Origin of the sequence: Mixta tenebrionis (assembly GCF_006517625.1) — a bacterium.
GTDB classification, from domain to species: domain Bacteria; phylum Pseudomonadota; class Gammaproteobacteria; order Enterobacterales; family Enterobacteriaceae; genus Mixta; species Mixta tenebrionis.
On sequence record NZ_VHQI01000004.1, the window covers coordinates 320386 to 332521 of the forward strand.

Below are 12136 nucleotides of genomic sequence, written 5' to 3' on the forward strand. Positions count from 1 at the left end.
ATGGCCGGCACGACCATCAAACTCTGCCTTTCCGGCGCGCAGCTTGAATGCAGCGACGAGCACCCGACGCTGCTGGCGCTGCTGGAGGCGCATAATATTTGCGTGGAGTACCAGTGCCGCGAGGGCTACTGCGGCTCCTGCCGCACGCGGCTGGTAAAGGGCGAAGTCAGCTATGCCGACCAGCCGCTGGCCTTTATTCAGCAGGGCGAAATTCTGCCCTGCTGCTGTCAGGCCAACGGCGATATTGAAATAGAATTGTGAAACGGGCCGCGGCCCGTTCTTCATTTTGCCGCCGCCGCGTTTTGCCCCTCTCCGCGCCAATAACGCTTGCATCCGTTTCGCAGCACGCTGAAAATGAGTCTTATTACCGATAAGCAGGGATGAACTCGTGATCGCTACCGCCGCCCGCTGCGGGCTTCTGTTTCTGACGACTTTTTTCTTCACGCACGCCGCGCTGGCGCAGCAGGCAGGCTGGCCGCGCCAGTTTCACGATCTGCGCGGCACGCATACGCTTACCCAGCCGCCGCAGCGCATCGTCTCTACCAGCGTCACCCTTACCGGCTCGCTGCTGGCGATTGATGCGCCGGTGGTCGCCAGCGGCTCCACTATCGCCAGTAACCGCATTGCCGACGAGCAGGGCTTCTTTCGTCAGTGGGGCGAGGTGGCGCGCGCGCGCGGCGTGGCGCGTATTCCGCCAGGAGAGCCTAATGTCGAAACGGTGGCGATGCAGAAGCCCGATCTGATCCTGGTCAGCGCTACCGGCGGCGACTCCACGCTGGCGCTTTACGATCGGCTGGCGGCGCTGGCGCCGGTGGTGGTGGTGAACTATGACGATAAAAGCTGGCAGCAGCTGCTGACGCTGCTTGGTGATATTACCGGGCACGAAAAGCAGGCGGCGCAGCGCATCGCCCGGTTCGACCGGGCGATGGAGCAGATGAAACAGCGTATCAAGCTGCCTGCGCAGCCGGTTAATGCGCTGGTGTGGGATATTCACTCTCAGTCGGCGAATCTGTGGACGCCGGAATCGGCGCAGGGGCAGTTTCTGCTTCAGGCGGGCATGACGCTGGCGCCGCTGCCGGAAAACGTGCGCCCGCGCGCTACCCAGGGCAGGCGCCAGGATATCGTGCCGCTGATGGGCGAAAACCTGGTTAACGGCCTGAGCGGCAAAACCCTGCTGCTGTTCGCCGCCACCGACAGCAGCGCGCAGTCGTTAATGGCCAGCCCGCTGCTCAGCCATCAGCCGGCGGTAGCGGCTAAACAGGTTTACCCATTGGGAGCGGAAACCTTCCGTCTCGACTACTACAGCGCCATGGGACTGGTGCAGCAGCTGAACGAGCTGTTCGGCGCCGCGCGCTGACCGTCGCCGATGCTGAGCGTTACCCATACCTTTACCGCCCCGCCCTTTATTCAACGGGCGCAGGGCGGTTTTCTTCGCGCTTTTCCGGCGCTGCGTTTTTGCCTGGCTGAGTTCGATCGCCAGGCTTTTCGCCCGGCGGATTTTCTGCTGGCGGAGATCCCCTTTCCGCCGCCGCTGCGCGCCGCCGCCGCAAAGCGTCAGGCGGAATATCTCGCCGGACGCTACTGCGCCGCCATGCTGTTGCAGCAGGCGGGCGTTGCCGCCAGCGCGCTGCCGTTCAGCCGTTCGGCTCCGCTCTGGCCCGCCGGCTGGCGCGGCTCGATCTCTCATACCGACGATCGCGCCATCGCCGTGCTGGCGCCCGTCAGCAGCGGCCTGGCGCCAGGCATCGATATTGAAAACGCCCGTCCTGAGGCGATGCCGGAACTGGCGCCGCTGTTTGCCGCTCCCGCTGAACGGGCGGTTATCGGCGCTTCAGCGCTGGCGGACGAGCAAGGGCTGCTGGCGCTGTTCTCCGCCAAAGAGAGCCTGTATAAGGCGCTCTGGCCGCAGGTTCAGCAGTTTTTCGGCTTTGACGCCGCCGCGCTGATCGCTATCGATACCCGGCGCGCTACCCTTAGCCTGCAGCTAACGCGCAGCCTTGCCCCGACGCTGCCGCGTGGTGCGATCTTTACCGCCCGCTATCAGCTGGACGCGCGCGGCGTTATTGTCGCGCTTTGCGCAGCGCTTACGGCTGCGTCGCCTCCTCCGACGCGGCAATAAAGCGACAGCGGCGCAGCGGCGGCGCCAGCAGGCTGATTAACACACCTGCGCCCAGCGCGCAGGCGCCGAAGGCCAGCGCGGTAAGCGAAGGCGGCAGCAGCCGTCCCAGCGCCCCCAGCCCCAGCGCCCCCAGCGAATCGCCGCTGACATCCTGCGCGGCGCCCAGGCTGTTTACCCGGCCCAGCAGGCGATCCGGCGTATGGCTCTGAATCAGTGTGAACTGCAGCAGCGACGCCATGGCGTTAAAATAGCCGTAGCAGACCAGCGCCAGCAGCCCCAGCGTAAAGTGTGCGGCCAGCCCAAGACAGGCCAGCGCGCCGAAGGCGGCGCAGGCGCTGATTAACAGCATCACGCCGGGACGCGGATGGCGCGCTATCCAGCCGCTGGTCACCGCGCCCACCATCGCTCCCAGCGGCACGGCGGAATACATCAACCCCACCTGCGACAGCCCCACCTGCCAGCTCTCCTGCGCCAGCGCCGGGAAAAGAATACGTATCGCGCCGGCCATGCTGATCAGCATTCCCAATAGCACGACACAGCCTACTACCGGATGGCTGACGACAAACTTGACGCCGCCGAGCATGGCGCGCAGCGGATGCTCCGGTTCTCCCGCCTCTGGCTTCATAGCGGGTAAACGCGTCAGCGGGATTAGCGTACCGAGGGTGGCGGCCGCCGCCACGGCAAAGCTCGTCCCGACGCCGCCCGCCATAATGATCAGCCCGCCGAGCGCCGGCGAAATAATCGCGCCCAGGCGCACCGTCAACATGCTGAGCGCCCCGGCGGCGGCGAGATTCTCGCGCCCGCCCAGATTAGGGATCGCCGCCATCAGCGCCGTCATGCCGAGCGCGCCGAAGAAGCCGTCCCAGGCCGCCAGCAGCCAGAGCGCCTGCAGCGAGGGCGCCGGCGCCCAGGCGTTCAGGCTGAGCAGAATAAAGCCTGTGCCGCAGGTGCCGCGGGCGAACAGGATCAGCCTGCGCCGATCCAGCCGATCCGCCAGCACGCCGCCCCACAGCAGGCCGATAAAGGCGCCGACTCCCTCGATAGTCACCGCCACCCCGACCTGTAACGTAGAGCCGGTCATCTGCTGCACCTGCACCGGCACCCCCACCGCCAGCATGCCGAGTGCGAACACCGACAGCATACGGGCGATAAAAATCGCCCGAAACCAGCGGTTTGATTTCAGCAGGCTGAAATCGAGAAAAAAGGATTTTTTATTCATCGCCTTCCCTCTGCGCCGCAGCCGCAGCGTCCTCCTGACGAAGCGGCGTCATATCACCAACGCCGCCGCGGTTTGCCTGGGCGTCAGACGGCTGAATCAGCTGATTCAGCAGCGGCCCCAGTTTGACCAGCGTCTGCGGCGAGAGAATATCCGCATGCTCGCAATCCTGCAGATAGATATCCAGCCCGGCCACATAAGGCGCCCAGGTTTTACGCGCGTCCATGCCCGGCGGCAGCGTGCGCGTGGCGACCAGCAACGTGGCTTTACCTGGGTAGTAGCCGGTGCTGGCGCGGGAGAGCAACCGTACCGCATCCTGATAGTTGGCGACCACGGCGCTGAAAAGCGCCTGTTTTTCCGCCAGCATATGCGCATCGTTCTCCTGCTGCGCATCGGCCATAAACTCCGCCTGCTCGCGCGCTACCTCTTCCCGCGCCTGCTCCTCATCCGGCCCGCTCCACTCCTGCCCTTCCGGCGGCCAGGTATCCAGCAGCCCCAGGAAGGCCACCTGCTCTCCCTGCTGCGCCAGCCGCGCCGCCACGCCGTGCGCCAGGGTGCCGCCAAGCGAGTAGCCCAGCAAATAATAAGGGCCGTGCGGCTGCCGCTGGCGCAAATTAGCCAGCTGGCGTTCACAGGCGGCATCGATATCCGCCGCCGTTGCGATCGCGCCGGTCGGACGCGGCGACTGTAGTCCGACAACCGGATACGCGCCCTGCAAATAGCGCAGCAGGCCGCTGTATTGCCAGGCAAAGCCGGACGCCGGATGGAAACAGAACAGCGTCGGCCCCGTTCCGTCGCGCAGCGTCAGCAGCTCATCGGTTCCACTCTGAGCCGCCGCCTGTTCGCCATCCATCAGCGCCGCCAGCTGGCGCACCGTGCGCGCCGCCATCACCTGGCCGATAGCGACAGGGCGATCGAAGCGGCGTCGCAGGTTCAACGCCAGCTGCATCGCCAGCAAGGAATGACCGCCGAGCGTGAAGAAATCATCTTCGGCGCAGACTTTCTTCACCCCCAGCAGCTGAGAAAACAGCGCCGCTACCTGCCGTTCGCTGGCGCTGGCGGGCGCTTCGCCCTGGCTCGCTAACCGCTCCGGCAGCGGCAGCGCCTTACGATCGAGCTTGCCGCTTGGTCCCAGCGGAAACTGCTTAACGAACAGATAGCGCGCCGGAACCATATGCGCGGGCAGGCAGGCGGCAAGCGCCAGCCGTAGCCTCTGCTCGTCAGGCGCGCGTTCGTCGCTGGCGATCAGCCAGGCGACCAGCTGGCGATTATCCCGCTCCGCCGCGCCCCGGCTTAACTGACGCGGCGCCACCGCCGCCTGGGCGATACCCGGCAGGCTGAGCAGCGCCTGTTCAATTTCGCCCAGCTCGATACGCTGTCCGCGAATTTTAAGCTGATCGTCGCTGCGTCCCAGATACTCCACCACGCCGTCGGCGCGCCAGCGGGCGATATCGCCGGTGCGGTACATGCGTTCGCCGGGCGCAAAGGGATCGGCGACGAAGCGGCTGGCGGTAAGATCCGGGCGCTTCAGATAGCCGTGGGCAAGCTGCACGCCGCTAAGCCAGAGCTCGCCCGGCGCGCCGGGCGGCAGCGGACGCAGCCAGCGATCGAGAATATAGAGCCGGCTATTCCAGACCGGACGGCCAATCGGTACGCCGCAGGCATTCAGCGTCGCCAGCGTCGCCGCGTCGGCGGGCTGCCAGCTGACGTCCACCGCCGCTTCCGTAGGGCCATAGAGATTATGCAGCGGCGCCGCCAGCAGCCGCCGGAAGCGGCGCGCCAGCTCGCCCGACAGCGCCTCGCCGCTGCAAAAGACCTGACGCAGCGTGGCGCAGCGCGCGGCGGCCTCCGGCTGGAGCATCAGCGCATCCAGCCAGCTGGCCAGCATCGAGGGTACAAAATGCAGGGTGGTGACGTGATAATCCTCAATCAGCTGCAGCAGCGCCTGCGGATCGCGATGCGCCTCCGGCGGCGCCATCACCAGCCTGGCTCCCGCCATCAGCGGCCAGAAAAATTCCCATACCGAGACGTCGAAGCTGCAGGCGGTTTTTTGCAGCACCACATCCTGCTCACCGAGCGGGAAAGCGGCCTGCATCCAGCGCAGCCGGTTAATAATCACCTCGTGGCTGACCAGCACGCCTTTCGGCCGCCCGGTTGAACCGGAGGTATAGAGAAGATAGGCCGCCTGCTGCGCATCGACGTCGGGCAGCCGCGGCACACGAGCCGCACCGTGCGCCAGGGCATCAAAACGCAGGCAGCGGGCGACGGCGGCAAACCTTGTCGCCTGTTCGCTGCCGGCAATCACCAGACGCGGCGCGGCATCCTCCAGCATCAGCCGCAGGCGCTCATCGGGATAGCCGACGTCAAGCGGCAGCCAGGCCGCGCCGAGCGCGACAATCGCCTGTAACGCCAGGCTCAGGCGTACCGAACGCGGCAGCGCCACGGCGACCACATCTCCCATCGTCACGCCCGCTTCCTGCAGCCGCTGCGCCAGCGCGCACACCTGATCGTGCATCTGCCGCCAGGTTAACTGCTGCTCGCTGTCCAGCAAGGCCAGCGCGTCGGGCGTCGCCGCGCACTGCCGCTGAATCGCCTGATAAAGCGTTTCCGGGGCCAGCGGATGCGCGGTGCGATTGATCTGTTGCAGAAAATCCCGCTCCTGTTTGCTGAGCAGGCTCCAGCGCCAGAGCGGAACATCCGGCTGCGCGGTAAGCTGCATCAGCAGCCGCGCAAAGCGATCCAGCCACGCCCGCGGATCGCGCAGCGCAGGGCGAGATTCCAGATGCAGCGAGATGCCCGCGCCCGGCAACACCAGCAGCGTCAGCGGATAGTGGGTATAGCCGCGGTTGGTTATCGCCTCGCAGCGCAGCGCGCCGGGTTCAGGCGCCGGCTGGTGCGGCGCAGGGTAGTTTTCCACTACCAGCAGGGTGTCAAACAGCGTGCCGACGCCCGCCTGGCGCTGAATGTCGGCCAGGCTGATATTGTCATGCTCCAGCAACGCGATCTGGCTCTGCTGCAGCGCCTGTAGCTGCGGCGCCGCCGGGCGCGTCATATCCAGCGTAACCCGTACCGGCAGCGTATTACTGAACAGCCCGACCTGGCGATCCAGCGCATCGGCGCCGGTGCGCCCCGATACCGGCGAACCGAAGACCACCTCGTCGCTGCCGCTCATTATGCTGAGCAGCATTCCCCAGATGCCCTGCATCACCGTATTCAGCGTGAGTCCGTGACGATGGCAGAACTGCCGCACCGCCTGCTCCTGCGCCGGACTAAGGGTATGGCTCAGCGTGGTTACCGGCCCGCTATCAGGCTGTTCGCCAAACAGCAGCGTCGGGCTGACGCCGGCCATCCTCTCAGCCCAGGCCGCCGCGCAGGCCCCAGCGTCGCGGGCAGCCAGCTGGCGCACCAGCGCGCCGTAGGCGACCGGCGGCGTGGGCAGGCGAACGGTTTCATCATTCAGCAGCGCCAGCAGATCGCCCACCACCACCGGCGTTGACCAGCCATCCACCACTAAATGATGGGCGGTGAGGAACAGGGTATGGCGCTGCGCATCGGCATGACGCAGCCAGCGCGCATGCAGCAGCGGCCCGCGGCCCGCCAGCAGCGGACGCTTCAGTTCTTCACGCTCGTGCCAGGACAGCGCCGCTTCTTCCGCTTCGTCGGGCGACAGCTGACACGAGGTCAGCGGCCAGCAGAGCCGCGCATCGCCCGCCAGCGGCAAAATCTGCACCGGCTGCGGCGCCAGCTCACTGTCAAAGCGCGCCGCCAGCTGCGGATAGCGCGCCACCAGCTGATTCAGGGCGCGAGACAGCCGCGCCTCCGTCAGCGCGCCGCGCAGCGTCAGGCGGGTCAGGGAGTTATAGCAGCCGGCCGTCTGTTGGCTGCGCACGTGAAACAGCAGCCCCTGCTGCAGCGGCAGCAGCGGCAGGATCTCGCCGGGCGCGCCATGCTGACGGCGCAGCGCCTCGACGTCCGCCTCGGTGAGTCCGGCGATGCCGGTTTGCGCCGCGACCAGCGTATCCTGCGCCCGCCGTGGGGCCTGACGGGCAAAGGTAACCAGCTGCTCCAGCGCATCGCTGAAGGCGCGCGCCAGGGCGACAACAGCCTCTTCCTGCAGCCAGCGGCGGGCGAATCCCCAATGGATCGCCAGCTGCGGCGTCTCGCCCTGACCGGCGAAGATATTGATTTCCAGCGGATGAGAGAGCGGCATCTGCGGGCTGCTGTAAACCGCCAGTCCGTCACGGAACAGCCCCGTCGCGGCATGGGGCGTCCAGCTCTCGCTGCCCGCCTGCGCCAGACGGCCAAGATAGTTAAACAGCACCGGCGCCGGATGACGCTGCGCCAGCTCGCGCAGCGGCGCATCAGGCAGCAGCCAGCGCAGCACGCCATAGCCTACGCCATAGTCGTTTACCGCCTCCGTTACCGCTTTTACCGCCCGCACGGCGTTCAACGCCTCCTCGCCTTCATCGCGCAGGCTGAGCCAGAGCGGATATTCCGCCGTCAGCCAGCCGACGCAGCGCGAGAGATCGATTTCATCCGCACGCCCGTGCGACTCCAGGTTAACCCGCAGACCGCGCTGGCCGGTACAGGCGCGCCAGGCGATCAGCAGCGCCGCCAGCAACAGTACATCCGTACGGGTACGCCAGGCGGACGGCAGCGCCCCTGAAAGCGCGGCGCTGTGCGCCGGAGAAAGCAGCGTGCGGATTTCACCACGCGTCGCCTGGGTATCCAGCCGCGCATCCAGCGGCCCGACGCCGGGCCAGCTGCAGGGCGTCGCCAGCATCTCGCGCCAGAACGGCAGCTCGGCGCGGTAACGCTCGCCATGCTGCGCCAGCCACCGGCTCCAGTCCACCAGGCTGTGGCCGCCGGTTTCCAGCGCGGCCTTCTCAGCCGCCGCCGGCAGCGTCTCCAGCAGCACGCGCCAGGAGACGCCATCCGTCACCAGATGATGAATCACCAGCACCAGCCCAACCGCCTGTCCGTTCCGCTCCAGCAGCACCGCGTTCCACAGCCGTCCCGCCTGCGCATCAAGCTGCGCCACGGCAAAGTGAAATGCCCGCTCCGCCGCGTTAGTCATCGGTTCCTCAACGCGCTGCACATGGCACTGCGCCTGAAAATGGCCCTCGCCGTCAATTAGCAGATCGGCGCCGCTCAGCCGCGCCCTCAGCGCCGGGTGCGCCTGGGTTAAGGCCGCCATTATCGAGTTCAGCCGCCTCAGGGTGAGCGTTGCTGGCGTATTAAGCCAGACGCCATGCGCAAAGAGATGCTGCCCCTGCGCATGATACCAGCGCAGAATCGGCAGGCTGTCCACCACGCCGCTGCGCTGCGCGACCGGTGTCGGCACCGCATCAAGCGACGCCATCAGTCGCGCCATCGCCGCCGGCGTTCTGCCGGCGAAAATCTCTTTTGGCCGCAGCTGCCAGCCCGCATGCCGCAGGCGATTGCCCAGCGACATCGCGGAGATACTGTCGCCGCCGAGCACAAAGAAATCATCATCCGCGCCCACCGCCGCCAGCCCCAGCACCTGCGCCATCGCCTGACAAATCAGGCGCTCCTGCGGCGTGCTCGCCTGACGGCCTGGCGGACGCGCTATTTCGCCCGGATCGGGCAGCGCCCGGCGGTCAACCTTACCGTTGACGGTAAGCGGCAGCGCCTCCAGCACCATCAGCACCGTGGGCACCATATAGTCCGGCAGCCGCTGCGCCAGCGCGCTTTGCAGCTCGCTCGCCAGATTTGCGCGCCGGCGTAACTGCTCATCGGCCACCGCGCAGTAGCCCACCAGCCGCCAGCTGGCGCCCTGCGGCTGTGCAACCACCGCCGCGCCGCTGACCTGCGTCAGCGACGCCAGCGCGCTCTCCACTTCGCCCAGCTCGACCCGGAAGCCGCGTATCTTGATCTGATCGTCCAGCCGGCCAATAAAGGCCAGCTGTCCATCTGCCCGCCAGCGCAGCAGATCGCCGGTACGATACATTACCTCGCCGGTACGAAAGGGATTGGCGACAAAGCGGGCGGCGGTCAGTTCGGGCCGGCGCAGATAGCCGCGCGCGATACCGGGGCCGGAGATATAAAGCTCTCCCGCCACGCCGATCGGCACCGGCTGTAGCCGCTCATCCAGCAGCCAGACATCGGTATTGGCGACCGGACGCCCGATCGCCGGCTGGCTGACCTCGCTTACCGCCGCCCCCAGCGTATCGATAGCGTATTCAGAAGGGCCGTAATAGTTATGGAAAGCGATCTGCGGATGGGCGCGCATTATTTCCCACAGGCGCGGCGTGGCCGCCTCGCCGCCAATCATCAGCAGCTGCGGCGCCGGCTGTCCCGGCTCCAGCAGCCCGGCATCGATCATCTGCAACAGGAAAGAGGGCGTCACGTCCATAATATCCACCGGCGTGTGGCGCATCTGCTGCACCACCGCCCAGGCGTCGCGCCGCGTCTCCTCATCGAAAATCAGCAGCTCGGCGCCCATCAGCATGCAGAACAGCGGCTCCCAGGAGGAGTCGAAAGAGAAGGAGGCGGTATGACCGGCGCAGATACGACGCGGCTGCATGGCGTTAAAGGCGACGATGGCCGGCCCGAACAGCTGCGCGGCGTGGGAAGTCAGCAAATTCAGCAGCCCTTGATGGCTATTCATCACCCCTTTGGGTTTGCCGGTAGAGCCGGAGGTGTAAATAATGTAGGCGAGGTGTTCGCCCTGCAACGGCTCGCGTCGCTCAGCATCGGTAATCCAGCCGCAGGCGTGACGCGCCAGCAGCGATTGCATATCGGGCGCATCCAGCTCGCAGAGCGGCAAATGCGTCGGCAGGCGCGCCACGGCGTCGCTTACCGTGAGGATCAGCGCCGGACGGGCATCATCGCACATCAGCGCCAGCCGCTCCGGCGGATAATCGAGATCCAGCGGCAGACAGGCGGCGCCGCTGGCAAGCACGCCAAAGATCGCCACCACGCTAAGCTCGCTGCGCGGCAGCGCGATAGCCACCGCATCCTCCGCGCCGATACCGCGCGCTATCAGTTCGCGCGCCAGCCGCATGCTGTTATCGTGCAGCTGCCGCCAGCTCAGGCGCTGCTGACCGCTGATAACCGCAACCTGATGCGCATCTTGCGTCACGCGGCGCGCCAGCCAGTCAAGTAGCGAGGTCTGTTGCGCCTGCGGCGCAATACGCGCGCCTGTCGACCATACGGCGATCCGTTGCGCTTCCCCGGCCATCATCAACGTGCAGTCGCCCACCGCTTTTTGCGGCGCGGCAAACAGCTGTTGTAACAGATGCGTTATCCGCCCGGCATGCTGGCGCAGCGTTTCCGCGCTGTAGCGCCGCGGACTGGCGATCAATCGTAGCTGTAGCGCATCCTGATGTTGCGCAATTTCAATTTCCAGATCGTCCACCGGCCCCATCGCCAGCGGGTGCGTAATCGCCGGCTGCCCATCGATGCAGAGTTCCTCATGATAGAGCTTATAATTGAGCACCGGGCCATAAAGCGCGCCCTCGCCGCTGACCAGCTGCAAATCGCGTCGTAGCTGCTCCGCCTCATAGCGCTGATGGCGGCGCACCGTTTTCAGCTCCTGCGCCAGCGCCGCGGCGGCTTCGTTTAGCGAAGTGTGGGCGCTGACCTCCAGCTGTAGCGGCAGCACGTTCACTACCGGGCCCAGCGCGGTCAGCGCCTGCGATCCCATGCGACGCATAAACGGAAAGCCGATGCTCAGGCGCGGTTCGCCGCTCATGCGGCTAAAGTAGAGGCAGATGCCGGCCATCAGCAGCTCAACCGCCTCGCGTCCGACGGTACGCGCGGCCCCCGCCATATCGATGCCTGACAGCGAACAGCTTTGCTGCAGCGGCAGCGCGCTATCCGCCGCGTTCATCTCTTCAGCCAGCGCCAGGCTTAGCGGTGCAGGCAGCTGCGCGGCATGCGCGCGCCAAAACTCGCGGCTTTGCTGCCACGCGGGGCTGGTTTGCAGCGTCGCATATTCTGCCGCGACGGCCGCAAAGGAGGTAAAGGGCGACGGCGGCGGCGGTTCGCCACGGCGCAGCGCCTGATAAACGGTAACGATCCAGCGGGTTAGCGCGGTAAAGCTAAAGCCATCCAGCTGCAAATGATGAAAACGCTGATACCAGAACCAGCGCGCAGTCTTCCCCGCCGCTACGCGCATCAGCGCCTGACGCCACAGCGGCGCGCCGCCGCTAAGCGACGGCGGACGAACGATATCGGCGCGCATCCACGCCAGCGCGCGCGCTTCGCCATCCGCGTCATCGGTAAAATCAAGCAGCTGCGGGGCGGGCACGTCATCGACAGTAACGTGACGGCGCAGATACTGCTGCGGCTCGCCTGCGGCGTTTTCGCCAAAGCGCGCGTGAACCATATCGGCAGCGGCCAGCCCGTGGCTGATCGCCTCGGCAAACAGCGCGCAGTCCGGCTCGCCGTAAAATTCCACATAGTGGGCGACGTTAAAGGCGCCGGCGCTCGCGGCCAGCTGCTCCGCCATCCAGATACCCGGCTGCGCCGCCACCAGCGGCAGCGTCAGCAGAGAAGAAGAATATGAATGTTGCTGGTTTTCGGTCATCAGTCGTTCCTTCGCGGGTGTTGCCGTTAATGTGTGCTGCGTTGCAGACTCGCCGGACGCATCTCCTGCCATTCGCGCTCCACGTAGGCAAGGCAGCTGGCGCGTTTTTCCGGGCCGAATTCAACCTGCCAGCCGGCCGGAATAGCGGCAAATTCAGGCCAGAGGCTGTATTGCCGCCGGGCGTTAATCAGGACATAAAACGCGCTGGTTTCGTCATCGAAGGGATTGGTATGTTGCTGGCTCATCG

General features: G+C 66.0%; 6 protein-coding genes. 3 read left to right on the forward strand and 3 right to left on the reverse strand.

Features of this window, described 5'->3' with window-relative positions; all coding sequences use genetic code 11:
- The 3 genes from yfaE to FKM52_RS08800 all read left to right on the forward strand — a co-directional run bounded on the left by yfaE (position 1) and on the right by FKM52_RS08800 (position 2119).
- Positions 1-261, forward strand: a complete 261-nt coding sequence (yfaE, locus tag FKM52_RS08790; RefSeq protein ID WP_141175824.1) for a class I ribonucleotide reductase maintenance protein YfaE — start codon at positions 1-3, stop codon at positions 259-261.
- Positions 262-388: 127 nt separating this feature from the next.
- Positions 389-1357, forward strand: a complete 969-nt coding sequence (fepB, locus tag FKM52_RS08795) for a Fe2+-enterobactin ABC transporter substrate-binding protein (protein ID WP_141175825.1) — start codon at positions 389-391, stop codon at positions 1355-1357.
- Between the two features lie 9 nt (positions 1358-1366).
- Positions 1367-2119, forward strand: coding sequence for a 4'-phosphopantetheinyl transferase family protein (locus FKM52_RS08800; protein WP_141175826.1), 753 nt, complete (start codon positions 1367-1369; stop codon positions 2117-2119).
- Here FKM52_RS08800 and entS read toward each other — a convergent pair.
- From entS to FKM52_RS08815, 3 genes are read right to left on the reverse strand one after another with little or no spacing between them, the layout of a single operon-like run.
- The gene (gene entS, locus FKM52_RS08805) at positions 2085-3338 is read right to left on the reverse strand and encodes an enterobactin transporter EntS (RefSeq protein WP_141175827.1); all 1254 of its coding nucleotides are present in this window, start codon (positions 3336-3338) and stop codon (positions 2085-2087) included. The two genes, FKM52_RS08800 and entS, sit on opposite strands and share 35 nt — an antisense overlap.
- Positions 3331-11889 (reverse strand): non-ribosomal peptide synthetase, encoded by an 8559-nt coding sequence (locus FKM52_RS08810; protein WP_141175828.1) that lies wholly within the window; start codon positions 11887-11889, stop codon positions 3331-3333. The genes entS and FKM52_RS08810 overlap by 8 nt, the downstream gene beginning before the upstream one ends.
- Positions 11890-11915: 26 nt before the next feature.
- Entirely contained in the window at positions 11916-12134 is a 219-nt protein-coding gene (locus tag FKM52_RS08815; protein ID WP_141175829.1) for an MbtH family protein, read from the reverse strand.
- Between the last annotated feature and the right edge of the window lie 2 nt (positions 12135-12136).

Bases quoted from the DNA above. Each gene is read 5' to 3' on its own strand.
- FKM52_RS08815 (WP_141175829.1), bottom strand. From the start codon at position 12,134: ATGAGCCAGCAACATACCAATCCCTTCGATGACGAAACCAGCGCGTTT.
- entS (WP_141175827.1), bottom strand. From the start codon at position 3,338: ATGAATAAAAAATCCTTTTTTCTCGATTTCAGCCTGCTGAAATCAAAC.
- FKM52_RS08800 (WP_141175826.1), top strand. From the start codon at position 1,367: ATGCTGAGCGTTACCCATACCTTTACCGCCCCGCCCTTTATTCAACGG.
- FKM52_RS08810 (WP_141175828.1), bottom strand. From the start codon at position 11,889: ATGACCGAAAACCAGCAACATTCATATTCTTCTTCTCTGCTGACGCTG.
- yfaE (WP_141175824.1), top strand. From the start codon at position 1: ATGGCCGGCACGACCATCAAACTCTGCCTTTCCGGCGCGCAGCTTGAA.